The sequence below is a fragment of the Polaromonas sp. P1_G1 genome (genome assembly GCF_056405595.1).
In genome coordinates this window covers 1-433 of record NZ_JBFUBU010000204.1, presented here as the reverse complement: position 1 = coordinate 433, position 433 = coordinate 1, and the positions used below count along the sequence as shown (strand labels likewise).

At 61.9% G+C, this 433-nt stretch carries 1 protein-coding gene; it reads right to left on the bottom strand.

Annotated features, from left to right (window positions below; translation table 11 throughout):
- On the bottom strand, nucleotides 1-433 hold a 433-nt coding region (locus AC1D1Y_RS26485; protein WP_477684966.1), incomplete at both ends, for a phosphomethylpyrimidine synthase ThiC.

The following is a 433-nucleotide window of genomic DNA, read 5'->3' as shown; positions in this document are numbered from 1 at the left end:
CCTTCACGTCTTCGCGGTCGGGCAAGCCCAGGTGTTCCTTAGGCGTGACATAGCAGAGCATGGCGGTACCGAACCAGCCAATCATGGCGGCGCCAATGCCGCTGGTGATGTGGTCGTAACCGGGCGCAATGTCGGTGGTCAGGGGGCCAAGCGTGTAGAACGGGGCTTCGCCGCAGTGCTTGAGCTGCTCGGTCATATTGGCCTGCACCATGTGCATGGGCACGTGGCCGGGGCCTTCGATCATCACCTGCACGTCCTGCTGCCAGGCCTTGTGCGTCAGCTCACCCAAGGTGCGCAGCTCGGCAAACTGGGCTTCGTCATTCGCATCCGCGCCACTGCCGGGGCGCAGGCCATCACCCAGCGAGTAGCTCACGTCATACGCCTTCATGATCTCGGTCATCTCGTCGAAGTGCGTGTAGAGGAAGTTCTCTTT